Origin of the sequence: Rhizobium sp. ERR 1071 (assembly GCF_007828675.1) — a bacterium.
GTDB classification, from domain to species: Bacteria; Pseudomonadota; Alphaproteobacteria; order Rhizobiales; family Rhizobiaceae; genus Rhizobium; species Rhizobium dioscoreae.
This window is the reverse complement of sequence record NZ_VITM01000011.1, coordinates 163861-177989: the sequence shown is the minus strand read 5'-3', so window position 1 is coordinate 177989 and position 14129 is coordinate 163861. Positions and strand designations below refer to the sequence as shown.

14 protein-coding genes are annotated in these 14129 nt (G+C 60.9%); all 14 read right to left on the bottom strand.

Annotated elements, in window-relative coordinates:
* Positions 1-15: 15 nt before the first annotated feature.
* The gene (locus FBZ99_RS27740; protein ID WP_145636103.1) at positions 16-654 is read right to left on the bottom strand and encodes a LysE family translocator; all 639 of its coding nucleotides are present in this window, start codon (positions 652-654) and stop codon (positions 16-18) included.
* 17 nt (positions 655-671) lie between these two features.
* Positions 672-1427 carry an SDR family oxidoreductase gene (locus FBZ99_RS27735; protein WP_145636101.1) on the bottom strand — a complete coding sequence of 252 codons (756 nt, stop codon included), beginning with the start codon at positions 1425-1427 and terminating at the stop codon, positions 672-674.
* Positions 1424-1951, bottom strand: coding sequence for a hypothetical protein (locus FBZ99_RS27730; RefSeq protein WP_233790188.1), 528 nt, complete (start codon positions 1949-1951; stop codon positions 1424-1426). The genes FBZ99_RS27735 and FBZ99_RS27730 overlap by 4 nt, the downstream gene beginning before the upstream one ends.
* Entirely contained in the window at positions 1948-2697 is a 750-nt protein-coding gene (locus FBZ99_RS27725; protein WP_145636099.1) for a DUF4241 domain-containing protein, read from the bottom strand. The genes FBZ99_RS27730 and FBZ99_RS27725 overlap by 4 nt, the downstream gene beginning before the upstream one ends.
* 15 nt (positions 2698-2712) lie before the next feature.
* A complete protein-coding gene (gene odhB / locus FBZ99_RS27720; RefSeq protein WP_145636097.1) occupies positions 2713-3954 on the bottom strand; it encodes a 2-oxoglutarate dehydrogenase complex dihydrolipoyllysine-residue succinyltransferase in 1242 nt (413 codons plus the stop codon).
* Positions 3955-3978: 24 nt separating this feature from the next.
* The gene (locus tag FBZ99_RS27715) at positions 3979-4305 is read right to left on the bottom strand and encodes a YciI family protein (protein WP_145636096.1); all 327 of its coding nucleotides are present in this window, start codon (positions 4303-4305) and stop codon (positions 3979-3981) included.
* 11 nt (positions 4306-4316) lie between these two features.
* Positions 4317-7301 carry a 2-oxoglutarate dehydrogenase E1 component gene (locus FBZ99_RS27710; RefSeq protein ID WP_145636094.1) on the bottom strand — a complete coding sequence of 995 codons (2985 nt, stop codon included), beginning with the start codon at positions 7299-7301 and terminating at the stop codon, positions 4317-4319.
* 175 nt (positions 7302-7476) lie between these two features.
* On the bottom strand, positions 7477-8379 hold the full coding sequence (gene sucD / locus FBZ99_RS27705) for a succinate--CoA ligase subunit alpha (RefSeq protein WP_095432963.1): 903 nt from the start codon (positions 8377-8379) through the stop codon (positions 7477-7479).
* Positions 8380-8391: 12 nt separating this feature from the next.
* Positions 8392-8883, bottom strand: coding sequence for a DUF1579 family protein (locus FBZ99_RS27700; protein ID WP_145636092.1), 492 nt, complete (start codon positions 8881-8883; stop codon positions 8392-8394).
* Positions 8884-8888: 5 nt separating this feature from the next.
* On the bottom strand, positions 8889-10082 hold the full coding sequence (gene sucC, locus FBZ99_RS27695) for an ADP-forming succinate--CoA ligase subunit beta (protein ID WP_113330702.1): 1194 nt from the start codon (positions 10080-10082) through the stop codon (positions 8889-8891).
* Between the two features lie 27 nt (positions 10083-10109).
* The gene (gene mdh / locus FBZ99_RS27690; protein ID WP_069613384.1) at positions 10110-11072 is read right to left on the bottom strand and encodes a malate dehydrogenase; all 963 of its coding nucleotides are present in this window, start codon (positions 11070-11072) and stop codon (positions 10110-10112) included.
* 179 nt (positions 11073-11251) lie between these two features.
* Positions 11252-12415 carry a cell division protein ZapE gene (gene zapE, locus FBZ99_RS27685; protein WP_145636091.1) on the bottom strand — a complete coding sequence of 388 codons (1164 nt, stop codon included), beginning with the start codon at positions 12413-12415 and terminating at the stop codon, positions 11252-11254.
* Positions 12416-12481: 66 nt separating this feature from the next.
* Positions 12482-13009: a protease inhibitor Inh/omp19 family protein gene (locus FBZ99_RS27680; protein ID WP_069613433.1), complete on the bottom strand. Its 528-nt coding sequence runs from the start codon at positions 13007-13009 to the stop codon at positions 12482-12484.
* A gap of 336 nt (positions 13010-13345) precedes the next feature.
* Complete coding sequence (locus tag FBZ99_RS27675) at positions 13346-14125, bottom strand: succinate dehydrogenase iron-sulfur subunit (protein ID WP_075853671.1); 780 nt, start codon at positions 14123-14125, stop codon at positions 13346-13348.
* Positions 14126-14129: the final 4 nt, after the last annotated feature.

The following is a 14129-nucleotide window of genomic DNA, read 5'->3' as shown; positions in this document are numbered from 1 at the left end:
TTGTTTGTATCTTTGTTAGTCAGTCGCCCGTGCCAAGGCGAGGCGGATGCCGAAGCCGACAAGCGCCGCTCCGGTGATGCGGTTGAACCATTTGCCTGAGGCGATGAAACGATCGCGCACCGGCTTGACGGTGAAGAAGGTGGAAACGCCGGCAAACCAGGCAACGAGCGCTGCCGCCATGCCGATGCCGTAGCTGAACTGGATGAGCGCCGGCGTATCGTGATGGACGAGCGTCGAAAACAGCGACAGGAAGAACAGCACCGGCTTCGGGTTCAACGCATTGGTGATGAAGCCCGTGGCCAGGCAGCGCCAGACGGAAACCGGCTTGCAATCTTCCTCGGTGATCTCGACATCCTTCACCTGAAAGCCGGATTGGCGGAAGGACTTGAAGCCGAGATAGACGAGATAGGCCACGCCTGCCCATTTGATCAGGCTGAACAGCATTAGCGACTGCGACACGATCAGGCCCAGGCCGAGAATGGTGTAGCTGATGTGGAAGAGCAGCGAGAAGCCCATGCCAAGGCCCGTCATCATGGCCGCGCGGCGGCCATGCACGATGCTCTGGCGCAGGATCACGGCAAAATCGGCGCCCGGAATAACGATGAAGATCGAGAACACCGCCATCAGGCCGAGGAATTCGAGAATATATGGCATCTATCGTCCCTTTCCGATCAGCGACCGCCGCTCACGTCGAGCACGGCACCGGTTATATAGGATGCATGCGGGCTCAGCAGGTAGAGGATGGCATCCGCGACCTCATCAGCCGTTCCCGAGCGCTTCATCGGCAATTGCGGCGCGATATCGCGCGCCCGATCCGGCAGTCCGGCGGCCGCGTGGATATCGGTATCGATGATGCCGGGCCGCACCGCATTCACCCGAATGCCTTCCGCCGCCACCTCGCGTGCAAGCCCGACAGTGAACGTATCGATCGCGCCCTTGGAAGCGGCATAGTCGACATATTGCCCGCCACCGCCAAGCGTCGCCGCCATGGAGGAGACGTTGACGATCACTCCGCCCTTGCCGCCATGCCGGGTCGACATGCGGCGCACGGCTTCGGCCGCCGCCAGCATCGAACCGGTGACATTGATGCGAAACATGCGGTCGATCCGCTCCGGCGTCATTTCATCCAGGCGCTGGATGACATCGACGATGCCGGCATTGTTGACGAGCCCGTCGATGCGGCCGAAATGCGCGTCGACCTTGGCGAAGATGGCTTTGATATCCTCGGGCTTGCCGACATCGCCGGCAACTGCGGTCGCCTGGCCGCCGGCGTCAACGATCGTCCCCACCACAGCCTCGGCCGCATCCTTGTTGGATGCATAATTGACCGCAACGGCCCAGCCATGCTGAGCGGCTGCCAGACAAACCGCGGCACCGATGCCGCGGCTGCCGCCGGTCACGAGAAGAACAGGTGCATCGTCGGTCATTGATTGCATCCTTTCAGACTAAGGACATCCCACGGCGCGATAGTTGCCTTACCCTTGCCCCAGAGGGACGACTTCTGGATCGAGGGGCCGAGCGCCGGCAGGAACAGCCGATCCGCCGCGCTCTCGCCTTCTCCCGGCAATGCGCGGATATGGCCTTTCAGATCCGAGGCATAGACCATGCCCTGCCACACGGTGCAGGCCCTGAGGTCGGCTCCCGTTACATCCCCTTCAGGACATTCGAACATGATCCGCCCATCGGCGCGCAGATGGTCGTCTGTGCGCATCACGATCCCATCGGCCACGATATTGGTGTTGCGCACTGCGAGCTTGAATCTGTTGCTGACGGATGATTCCGAGCCCATGGGCTCGAAGCGCAGCTCATAGGCATTGTCCATATCGACATAGACAGCCTTTTCCTGCACGCATTCTTCCGCATAGGCAGGCACGGGATTGACCGCGCAGGCCAGCATTATCCAAGGCATCGAGGCCAGTCGGTTCATCGTGGTTGCGATCGGCATCATCATTGCCCTCCCGGCTCGCGCCGGCCGTCGGCATTTTCCATGACGCCGAAATCGGTGAACAGAACCAGCGGCCTGCCAGCGGCATCCAGCCCCCAGAACACCGGATAGAAGCCATCACCCCAGCCGCTCGAAAAAACGGCGACATTCCCGCGTTTGCCCGATACGGGCCGATGCAGGGCATAGTCGTCGTTATTCGGCTGCAGCTCGGACGCCAGAACGTCATCATAGTAGTTGATATCCGAGGACGCCTTCTCTTCCTGGACCTGCTTTTCGCGCTCCTGGATCAGCGCATAAGTCTCGGCATCCATGTAGCAACCGAAGCCGGCATCGACGGGATAACCGAAGAACTCATCATTCTTCAGCGAATTGATATCCTGACCGGGGACCACCGCCAATTCCCAGCGCACCGGCTTGCCCTCGGCAAAACGCATGCTGGCGGCAGCGATACGGCCGAAGGCTTGATACAAGGTAACGGGATAATCGCCGGGAGAAACAGTGCGGGTAAATGCCGCTCGGTCAGGCCCGACGAGCGGGTCGCTGGCGACGATGCGCCCGGAGGTCAGTTCCACCTTGCCGATGCGCAGTATGTTGATCGAGCGGGCGGCAAGATCGGCGTCGCCAAGCGACGCCAGATCGAGATTGCTGCTGAGCTTGGAAATGTCGAACTCCGCCGCGCCGGCGGAGGATGGCACCCATGCGGCGACGGCGCATAGCAATCCGCGCAGCGTCCGCATGGGCCATGTCGACATGATCCAACGCTCCCCTTAGAGATCGAGAACGAGACGTTCCGGATCTTCCAGGCTTTCCTTGACGCGTACGAGGAAGGTAACCGCTTCCTTGCCGTCGACGATGCGGTGATCGTAGGAGAGCGCCAGATACATCATCGGACGGATGACGACCTGGCCGCCGATGGCGACCGGACGCTCCTGGATCTTGTGCATGCCGAGAATGCCCGACTGCGGCGCATTGAGGATCGGCGATGACATCAGCGAACCATAGACGCCGCCATTGGTAATGGTGAAGGTGCCGCCCTGCATGTCGGCCATCGCCAGCGTACCATCGCGAGCGGCCTTCGCCAGACGGCCAAGCTCCTTCTCGACTTCCGCGATCGACATCTGATCTGCATCGCGGATGACGGGAACGACAAGACCCTTGTCGGTGCCGACGGCCATGCCGACGTGGCAGTAGTTCTTGTAGATGATGTCGGTGCCGTCGATCTCGGCGTTGACAGCAGGCAGTTCCTTCAGCGCATGCGTGACGGCCTTGGTGAAGAAGCCCATGAAGCCGAGCTTCACGCCATGCTTCTTCTCGAAGATGTCCTTGTACTTGTTGCGCAGGTCCATGACGGCCTTCATGTCCACCTCGTTGTAGGTGGTAAGCATGGCAGCGGTATTCTGCGCATCCTTGAGGCGCTTGGCGATCGTCTGACGCAGGCGCGTCATCTTCACGCGCTCTTCGCGGTTGACGTCCTCGACAGCGGTCGGCGCGCGGGCGGCAACAGGTGCTGCCGGTGCGGCGGCGGGAGCCGATGCAGCCTTGGCAACGGCAGCGATCACATCGCCCTTCAAGACCTGGCCGCGCTTGCCGCTGCCTTCGACCTGATCGGCGGAGAGGTTGTTTTCAGCAAGCAGCTTGCCGGCAGCAGGCGCCGGCGGCATGGAGGAAGCCGGAGCGGAAACGGCGGGAGCGGCAACCGGTGCAGCGGCGGCGGGTGCCGGAGCAGCAGCAGCGGGTGCGGCAGCCTGTGCCGGAGCGGCAGCAGCGCCGTTGCCGGCGGAGATCTGGCCGAGCAGCGCACCGAGACCCACGGTTTCGCCGGCCTGGGCAACGATTTCGGAAAGCGTGCCGGCAGCAGGCGCCGGAACTTCGATCGTCACCTTGTCGGTTTCAAGTTCGAGAAGCGGCTCATCGGCCTTGATGGCATCGCCGACCTTCTTGAACCAGGTACCGACGGTCGCTTCGCTGACGGATTCGCCGAGGGTAGGAACGCGGATTTCAGTGGCCATTGTTCAAATCCTGATTTTTCGTCTTTATGAGTTGAATGGAATTCCGGCGACAGAGGACCGGAGAATGAGTGAGGGCATCGGCGAGATTTCGATACGGAAACCGAGCCCGGCGAGTAGGACGGGATCGGCATCGCCAAGCGACTTGGCCGCATCGGCATTCTCGACGTCGACGACAGCCACGCCGAAAGCACCATCGGCCGCGAAGACCGGGCCGACGACAATTGCCGTCCCGGCATTCGCATGTTCTCGCCAATAGGCGGCGTGTTGCTGCATGGCGGCCATCTCCTCCTCCGTGGCGTCATGCGGGAAGCTGGGGCGCGGCGGCACAAGTTTCAGATGAAAATAGGCCATCGCGCAACCCCTCAACCGCCAAGCGCGTCCTCAAGGAACGCCGCAAGCTGCGACAGATGCTTGGACATCAGGCCCGTCGCCGGCGAGGCGGCGGCCGGACGGCCGGTGTAGCGAACGCGCTGGTACTTCGCATCGATATGGGCAAGCACCCATTCCAGATACGGATCGATGAAGGACCATGCGCCCATGTTCTTCGGCTCTTCCTGGCACCAGACCATTTCCGCATTGCGGAAGCGGCTGAGCTCGTTGATGAGCGCCTTGGCCGGGAACGGATAGAGCTGTTCGATACGCAGCAGGTAGATATCGTCGATGCCGCGCTTCTCACGCTCTTCCAGCAGATCGTAATAGACCTTGCCCGAGCAGATGACAACGCGACGGATCTTGTTGTCCTTCTGCAGCTTGATCGGGCTGTCCTTGATCAGCTCCGCATCATCCCAGAGCAGGCGATGGAAGGAGCTTTCGCCGGCCATCTCCGCAAGGGTCGATACGGCGCGCTTGTGGCGCAGCAGCGACTTCGGCGTCATCAGGATCAGCGGCTTGCGGAAGTCGCGCTTCAGCTGACGGCGCAGAATGTGGAAGTAGTTCGCCGGCGTTGTGACGTTGGCGACCTGCATGTTGTCTTCGGCGCAGAGCTGCAGATAGCGTTCCAGGCGAGCCGAGGAGTGTTCCGGACCCTGGCCTTCATAGCCATGCGGCAGCAGGCAGACCAGACCCGACATGCGCAGCCACTTGCGTTCACCCGACGAGATGAACTGGTCGAACACGACCTGCGCACCATTGGCGAAGTCCCCGAACTGGGCTTCCCACAGGGTCAGCGCGTTCGGACGGGCAAGCGAGTAGCCGTATTCGAAGCCGAGAACCGCCTCTTCCGAGAGCATCGAGTTGATGACTTCGTAACGGGCCTGGGTCGGCGAGAGATTGGCGAGCGGAATGTAGCGCTCTTCGGTCTCCTGATCGTAGAGAACCGAGTGGCGCTGCGAGAAGGTGCCGCGTTCGCAGTCCTGACCGGACAGGCGGATCTTGTGGCCTTCGACGACGAGAGAACCGAAGGCCAGAGCCTCCGCCATCGCCCAATCGATGCCCTCGCCGGTCTGCACCATGTTGGCGCGGTTTTCCATGAAGCGCTGGATGGTGCGGTGCGCATGGAAGCCGGCCGGGATTTCCGACAGCTTGCGGCCGATTTCCTTCAGCGACTTCATCGGCACGGCGGTCTTGCCGCGGCGCTGCTCGTCGGCATTGTCGGCCGTGTGCAGGCCGGACCACTCACCGTCAAGCCAGTCGGCCTTGTTCGGCTTGTAGGACTGGCCGGCCTCGAACTCCTGCTCGAGATGCGCGCGCCAATCGGCCTTCATCTTCTCGACTTCACCTTCGGTCAGCACGCCTTCGCTGATCAGCCGCTGCGAATAGATCTGCAGTACCGTCTTGTGGGCGCGGATGACCTTGTACATGTTCGGCTGCGTGAAGGACGGCTCATCGCCTTCATTGTGGCCGTAACGGCGGTAGCAGAAGAGGTCGACCACGACCGGCTTGTGGAACTTCATGCGGAATTCGGTCGCGATCTTCGCGGCATAAACAACCGCTTCCGGATCGTCGCCGTTGACGTGGAAGATCGGCGCCTCGATCATCTTGGCGACGTCGGACGGATAGGGCGACGAGCGCGAGAAGGCCGGATTGGTGGTGAAACCGATCTGGTTGTTGATGATGACGTGCATCGTGCCGGCAACGCGGTGGCCGCGCAGACCGGAGAGGCCGAGGATTTCGGCAACGACGCCCTGGCCGGCGAAAGCCGCGTCACCATGGATGAGCAGCGGCACGACCTTGGCGCGCTCGGACAGCGGGATGATATCGCCGTCCCATTGGGTGGCGCCCATATCCTGCTTGGCGCGGGCCTTGCCCATGACGACCGGGTTGACGATTTCGAGATGCGACGGGTTTGCCGTCAGCGACACGTGCACCTTGGCGCCGTCGAAATCACGGTCCGAGGAGGCCCCGAGATGGTACTTCACGTCGCCCGAGCCTTCGACTTCGTCCGGCGCGTAAGAGCCGCCCTTGAACTCGTGGAAGATGGCGCGATGCGGCTTGCCCATGACCTGGGAGAGCACGTTCAAACGGCCGCGATGGGCCATGCCGAACACGGCTTCGCGAAGACCGAGCTGGCTGCCGCTCTTGAGGATCTGTTCGAGCGCCGGGATCAGCGATTCACCGCCGTCGAGGCCGAAGCGCTTGGTACCCTTGAACTTGACGTCGAGGAACTGCTCATAGCCCTCGGCTTCGATAATCTTCTGAAGGATGGCCTTCTTGCGCTCGGGATTGAAGGCGATGCCCTTGTCCGGACCTTCGATGCGCTCCTGAATCCAGGCCTTTTCCTCCGGATTGGAGATGTGCATGAATTCGACGCCGAGGGTGGAGCAGTAGGTGCGCTCAAGGATCTCGATCATCTCGCGAATGGTCGCGAATTCGAGGCCGAGCACGTTGTCGATGAAGATCTTACGGTCGAGGTCGGCCTCGGTGAAGCCGTAAGCTTCCGGCGACAGTTCCTTGTAGTCTTCGACCGGGGCCGCAATGCCGAGCGGATCGAGCTTGGCATGCAGATGACCGCGCATGCGATAGGCGCGGATCATCATGATGGCGCGGACGGAATCGCGCGTCGCCTGCAGGACGTCGGTCGCGCTCGCCGGCGCTCCGGCGGTTTCGGCCTTGGCCTTCAGCTTGGTTTCGATGACCTTTTCGACAACACCCCAGTCGCCATCAAGCGCGGAGACGAGATCGCCCTTTGCCGGGATCGGCCAGTTCTTGCGCTGCCAGGAGGCGCCCTTGGCCGCCTTCTTCACATCGTCGGGACTATCCTCGAGCGCCTTGAAGAACGACCGCCACTCGTCGGAGACCGATGAAGGATTGTCCTCGTAGCGCGCGTAGAGCTGCTCGATATAGGCAGCATTGGCGCCATCCAGGAACGAGGTGATCTGAAATTGCTCGTTGGCTTCTTGCCTTGCCATGGTGAATCTGCGGGCGCTCTCGCCCGTCTCCCAACTTGTTTGCATTGCCGGTTTTCGGGTTCCCGGCGACCGTATTTCGTCTGAGGCCATCAAGGCCGTCGGTATGCACTTGTGAATTCTGAAACCGGACGGGACAAGGCGACTGCCGCCCCGTCCGGCCTTGCTATAGGTAGGCTCAGCCCTTCAGGACTTCCACCAGCGTCTTGCCGAGACGCGCCGGCGACGGCGACACGCGGATGCCTGCCGATTCCATCGCTGCGATCTTGTCTTCCGCGCCACCCTTGCCGCCGGAAATGACGGCGCCGGCATGGCCCATCGTGCGGCCGGGAGGTGCCGTGCGGCCGGCGATGAAGCCGACCATCGGCTTCTTGCGGCCCTTCTTGGCTTCGTCCTTGAGGAACTGTGCGGCGTCTTCTTCAGCCGAACCGCCGATTTCGCCGATCATGATGATCGACTTGGTTTCGTCGTCGGCGAGGAACATCTCGAGGACGTCGATGAATTCGGTACCCTTGACCGGATCGCCGCCGATGCCGACGGCCGTCGTCTGGCCGAGGCCTTCATTGGTGGTCTGGAACACAGCTTCGTAGGTCAGAGTGCCGGAACGCGAGAGAACGCCGACGGAGCCTTTCTTGAAGATGGAGCCCGGCATGATGCCGATCTTGCATTCGTTCGGAGTGAGCACGCCCGGGCAGTTCGGCCCGATCAGGCGCGACTTCGACTTGATCAGACGATCCTTGACCTTGACCATGTCGGCAACCGGAATGCCTTCCGTGATGCAGACGATAAGCGGGATCTCGGCGTCGATCGCTTCGAGGATCGCAGCTGCGGCGCCTGCCGGCGGAACGTAGATGACCGAGGCGTTGGCACCGGTCGCATCCTTGCCTTCGGCGACGGACTTGAAGATCGGCAGCTTTTCGCCGTCCTTGCCGGTCCAGGTTTCACCGCCCTTGGAAGGGTGGATACCGCCGACCATCTTCGTGCCGTGATAGGCAAGAGCCTGTTCAGTGTGGAAAGTGCCGGTCTTGCCGGTCAGGCCCTGAACCAGAACCTTGGTGTCTTTGTTGATGAGAATAGACATGCGAGGCCTTTGTTACGAGAGGTTGGAAGACGCGGAGGCAACGCGACGGTACAAGCCGCTGACGACCTCCTGCCATGTATCGCTGCCGGCGGGCGAGAACGTGACGCCCATGCGGTAGCAGTCTTCATTTTCGAACTGGAAGAGAGTGCGTTGCGCACCGCGCGGCGAAACTCGGGTCAGGACAAGCTTATCGTCGATCCACTCGCCGGAAGCCGGCGCGGCGGGCACAAAGCCCACCGTATCGAACTGATAGAGCTTATAGGCCTGATCCGCTCCGTCGAAGCCGAGAATATTCCGGGCTTCGAACGAGGTTTCGCCATCGCGCGTCTGCACGTAGCGCTGTTCGACGAAAAATCCGCCGAACAGACACTCGGCCGTGAGCCGCGCGGTTGCCGTGCCTTCCTTCGTCCAGGCCGAAGCCGCGACATGCTCTTTCCCTTCCCAGGTGCCGGCAAAGGCACCGAGGCGAAGATGAGCAGCCGTTGGAGCGAAGGAAGCAGCCATCCCGATCAGCCCTTGACTGCCTTCACGATCTTCTGGGCGGCATCGTCCAGGTCATCTGCGGAGATGACGTTGAGACCGGATTCGTTGATGATCTTCTTGCCGAGCTCGACATTGGTGCCTTCGAGGCGAACGACGAGCGGAACCTTCAGACCGACTTCCTTGACGGCTGCAAGCACGCCTTCGGCAATGACGTCGCACTTCATGATGCCGCCGAAGATGTTGACCAGAATGCCCTGGACAGCCGGATCGGCAGTGATGATCTTGAAGGCGGCCGTGACCTTTTCCTTGGAAGCGCCACCGCCGACATCGAGGAAGTTCGCCGGCTCAGCGCCGTAGAGCTTGATGATGTCCATGGTTGCCATGGCGAGACCGGCGCCGTTGACCATGCAGCCGATGTTGCCGTCGAGGGCGACATAGGCGAGATCGTATTCGTGGGCCTGGATTTCCTTCTCGTCTTCTTCGGTCGTATCGCGCAGCGCGCGGATGTCTTCATGACGGAAGAGCGCGTTGCCGTCGAAGGAAACCTTGGCGTCGAGAACGCGCAGGCGGCCGTTGGTCATGACGATCAGCGGGTTGACTTCGAGGAGCGCCATGTCCTTCTCGACGAAGGCCTTGTAGAGGATCGGGAAGAGCTTGGCGGCATCTTCGCGGGCAGCGCCCTCAAGCTTCAGCGCATCAGAAAGGGCAGCCGTGTTGGCAGCCGTCACGCCCGTCGACGGGTCGATGGCGACGGTGATGATCTTTTCCGGCGTGTCATGCGCAACGGTCTCGATGTCCATGCCGCCTTCGGTCGAAACGACGAAAGCAACCTGACCGACGGAACGGTCGACGAGGATCGAGAGATAGAGTTCGCGGTCGATATCGGCGCCGTCTTCGATGTAGAGGCGGTTGACCTGCTTGCCGGCCGGGCCGGTCTGCTTGGTCACCAGCGTATTGCCGAGCATGTCCTTGGCGTTGGCGACAACGTCGTCAACGGACTTGGCGAGGCGAACGCCGCCCTTGGCGTCTGGGCCGAGTTCCTTGAACTTGCCCTTGCCCCGGCCGCCAGCGTGAATCTGGCTCTTGACGACGTAAAGCGGGCCTGGAAGCTGTTTGGCAGCAGCAGCGGCTTCATCGGCGGAGAAGATGGCAACGCCGTCCGCGACGGGTGCGCCATAGCTCTTCAGCAGCGCCTTAGCCTGGTATTCATGAATGTTCATGGGTCTATCCCTGTTGGAACGCGGAAATTACTTCAGCGACGGCGCGATCGTAGCGCAGGCTTCGCAAAGACCCGCAACGGCTGCGACCGACTTGTCGAAGGCTTCCTTTTCAGCCTTGTTCAGGTCGATTTCGATGACGCGCTCGATGCCGCCGGCACCGATGACGGTGGGAACGCCGACATACATGTCCTTGACGCCGTACTGGCCATCGAGGTGCGCGGCGCAGGGCAGGACGCGCTTCTTGTCCTTGAGGTAGGACTCGGCCATGGCGATGGCGGACGCGGCCGGAGCGTAGTAAGCGGAACCGGTCTTGAGCAGGCCGACGATCTCGGCGCCGCCGTCACGGGTGCGCTGGATGATTTCTTCGAGGCGCTCGGCGGTCAGCCAGCCCATGTTGACGAGATCCGTCAGCGGGATGCCGGCAACGGTGGAGTAGCGGGCGAGCGGAACCATCGAGTCGCCGTGGCCGCCGAGAACGAAAGCCGTGACGTCTTCGACCGATACGTTGAATTCCTTGGCGAGGAAGAGGCGGAAGCGCGAGCTATCGAGCACGCCAGCCATGCCCACGACCTTGTTGGTCGGCAGGCCTGAGAATTTCTGCAGCGCCCAGACCATGGCGTCGAGCGGATTGGTGATGCAGATCACGAAAGCATTCGGGGCATACTTCTTGATGCCGGCGCCGACCTGTTCCATGACCTTGAGGTTGATGCCGAGAAGATCGTCGCGGCTCATGCCCGGCTTGCGGGGAACGCCTGCCGTGACGATGCAGACGTCAGCGCCTTCGATCGCGGAATAGTCGCTGGCGCCCGTGAGATTGGCGTCGAAGCCTTCGACCGGAGAAGACTGGGCAATGTCGAGACCCTTGCCCTGAGGAATGCCGTCCGCGATGTCGAACAGGACGATGTCGCCCAGTTCCTTCAGGCCGGCGAGATGCGCCAGCGTGCCACCAATCATGCCAGAACCAATAAGTGCGATCTTGTTGCGCGCCATTTCGGTGTATCCTTTGCGATCAAAATCCGTGGCGGGACACCTGCAAGGCATCCACCTTTGCCGCCATTCGCATAGACCCAAAGGCCGAAATTGGCAATTGATTATTTTGGGATCAGGAATTTCAATCGGTTAGATCGAAAATGTCTTACGTAAACGTAAGACACTCTGTCACCGAATTGTTACTCGGCGGCACGCCTGGCCGGAGTCTGAGCCAGATATTCGGCGCTCCGCATCTCGAAAAGCCGCGATGCCGTGCGGTCGAATTCGAAGCCTTCTGTCCCCCGCCGCTCCTCGAGCAGATCTTCCGGCATGGCAGCCGCGGAGATGTAGAGACGGATATTATGATCGTAGAGCGTGTCGATCAGAATGATAAAACGCTTCGTCTGGTTGCGCTTGTCCGGCCTGAGCTTCGGCACGCGATCGAGGAAGATCGTATCAAACCGTTCGGCGATGGCGAGGAAATCGGCAGGCCCGAGCGGCGCGTCGCAGAGATCGGCGAAGGAAAAGCGCGCCATGCGGTCGACGGCCAGAGGCACATGGATGGAGCGCCCCTTCATCGGGATCTCCATCGGCTGCGCCTTGCGCCCATGCAGCGCCTGCATCCAGGAGGCATCCATCGCCATGTCGGTGCGCTGGTCCAGCGGCGTCAGATAGACGGGCTGGCTGTTCAGCTTCTCCATGCGATAGTCGGTCGGCGAGTCCAGCGTCACCACATCGACATGCTTCTTGAGGAGATCGATGAAGGGCAGAAAGAGGCCGCGATTGAGCCCGTCGCGATAGAGATTATCGGGTTCGACATTCGAGGTGGCGATCAGCACGCAGCCGAGCGAGAACAGTTCGGAAAACAGCCGCGACAGGATCATCGCGTCGGCAATGTCGGTCACAGTGAATTCGTCGAAGCAAAGCAGTTCGGCTTCGGCATAGAGATCGGCGGCGACAGGTGGTATGGGATCGGCCTGCTTGGTCTCGCCATTCTTGAATTTCAGCCGCTGCGCCGCGATGCGATTGTGCACATCGGTCATGAACTCGAAGAAATGCGCCCGGCGTTTCTTCTGGCAGGGCGCCATCGAGAAGAACATGTCCATCAACATGGTCTTGCCGCGCCCGACGCTGCCGTGAATATAGAGGCCCTTGATCGTCTCGACCGACTTCTTGCGGGCAGCAAACATCCAGCCGAGCGCGCTGGATTTTGCGGCGGGCCGCTTGCGCTTGAGATCGGCAAGCACCCGGTCCAGCATTTTCGCCACATCCATCTGTGCCGAATCCACCTGAAGGGATCCGGACGCCGTCAGCGCCTTCAGCTGTTCGCAGACGCTGATCGAATAATCTGGCATGGGCTGCATGGGGAAATATCCGCCTGTGCAAAATAAGGGCGCACCCGAAGGATTGCTGCCCCTTTCAAAATAAGCTTATCGGCTGAGGCTGAGCGGCTGGCCGGAGGCGGTCGAACCGTCAAAACGCGAATCGGCCGTCTTGTAGACCGTACCGATCGTCGAGCCGTCACGATTCTTCAGGAGAACCTGCTTGCCAGAGACTTCCCACGAGCCCATCGAGGTCAGTTCGCCCGCGCAACCGCGCGTACCGCCGCGCGAACCGCTGCCGAGGTTGGTCAATGTCAGGAACATATCGCAGCTCGATCCGCCATTGCTCACCTTCCAGCTGCCGACCATCGATTCTTTCGTGACATCCATGGCCGAAGCCGCCATCGCCTGCTGCTGCGCCGGATTGGCTGCATTCGGTGCGCTCGCCGGCGCCGCTGGGAATTGCGAGCCGTTACCGGCGCCGGGAGGCGGAAGCTGGCTGGATTGGACGGAAGGAACAGGCTGAGCCTGCAGTGGCGCCGGAGACGAATAACTGTCGTTATTGTATGCCGTGCGCTGGCAACCGGCAAGCGACAGGCCAATCGCCGCAGCCGTCACTGCATATCTAAACTGCATCATCACACTCCTAAATGATTGTCCACTGCTGACATCGACAAAGTGATATTTAATGATGTCCGAATTATCGTATTTCACTTTGGTTAATCAAGTCGATACCGCCACAAATTGCCGAAGGCCATAGCTGGACAAGAATCGGGTGGTTTCAAGGCTGATCCACCGCGCCTCACTCAAAATGAACGCAGGCGGAGAATTTCGGCATTCTCTCCCACCAATGCTCTCTTGAATACCTATGCGCGACGATAGCGATATCGCATGTCATCTAGAGGATTATGCGAGCGCTTCGGCAAAAAACCTGCCGAAGCATTCTTTCATCATTTGTAGTCAAAAGGCGGGTCAGACCCGCCGCTCGACCATCATCTTCTTGATTTCGGCGATCGCCTTGGCCGGGTTCAGACCCTTCGGGCAGGTCTGGGCGCAGTTCATGATCGTATGGCAGCGATAGAGGCGGAAGGGATCCTCGAGGTTATCGAGGCGCTCGCCCTTGGCTTCGTCTCTGGAATCGATCAGCCAGCGATAGGCCTGCAGCAGCACAGCCGGGCCGAGGTAGCGGTCGCCGTTCCACCAGTAGCTCGGACAGGAGGTGGAGCAGCAGGCGCAGAGAATGCATTCGTAGAGGCCGTCGAGTTTGAGGCGGTCCTCATGGCTCTGCTTCCATTCCTTGGCCGGCGGCGGCGAGACCGTCTTCAGCCAAGGCTCGATCGAGCGATGCTGGGCATAGAAGTTCGTCAGGTCAGGCACGAGGTCCTTGACGACGGGCATATGCGGCAGCGGATAGATCTTCACGGTGCCCTTGATCTCATCCAGACCCTTGGTGCAGGCGAGCGTGTTGGTGCCGTCGATGTTCATCGCGCAGGAGCCGCAAATGCCTTCGCGACAGGAGCGGCGCAGCGTCAGCGTCGGGTCGATCTTGTTCTTGATGTAAAGCAGACCGTCGAGCACCATCGGGCCGCAATCGTCGACATCGATGTAATAGGTATCGATGCTCGGGTTCTGGCCGTCATCCGGGCTCCAGCGATAGACGCGGAATTCGCGCGTGTTCTTGGCGCCGACCGGCTTCGGCCAGACCTTGCCTTCGCGCATCTGAGAGTTCTTGGGGAGAGCGAGTTCAACCATGGTC